The organism is Streptomyces sp. NRRL F-5122 (assembly GCF_001507435.1).
GTDB classification, from domain to species: domain Bacteria; phylum Actinomycetota; class Actinomycetes; order Streptomycetales; family Streptomycetaceae; genus Streptomyces; species Streptomyces lannensis.
Map to the genome: position 1 here is coordinate 1 of NZ_LMWH01000134.1, position 453 is coordinate 453.

At 68.7% G+C, this 453-nt stretch carries 1 protein-coding gene; it reads left to right on the plus strand.

Translation table 11 applies throughout. The annotated features are described in order from the left end of the window. On the plus strand, nt 1–407 hold a 407-nt coding region (locus tag ADL25_RS16170; protein WP_059128440.1), incomplete at its 5' end, for a VOC family protein. Between the last annotated feature and the right edge of the window lie 46 nt (nt 408–453).

Consider the following 453-nt stretch of genomic DNA (forward strand, 5'->3'; position numbering starts at 1 on the left):
CCTCACGCCTCAACCCGTACCTGATGTTCGCCGGCGACGCCCGGCAGGCCCTTCAGTTCTACAAGGAGGTCTTCGGCGGCACCCTGGTGCTCAGCACCTACGGTGAAGCCGGGCAGCCCGACACCTCCATGGCCGACAAGATCATGCACGGCATGCTCGAGACCCCCAGCGACTACACCCTGATGGCCGCCGACACCCCGGCCGGCGACCACAAGCCGGGAAACGCCTACTCGGTCAGCCTGAGCGGCGACGACGACGCCGAGCTGCGCGGCTACTGGGAGAAGCTGTCCGACGGCGCCACGGTCGCCGTCCCGCTGGACAAGCAGATGTGGGGCGACGTGTTCGGCATGTGTACGGACCGCTTCGGCATCACCTGGATGGTCAACATCGCCCAACCGCAGGGCTGACCCCAGACCACCCACCACCGGCCGGGCGCCCAAACGGCGCCCGGCC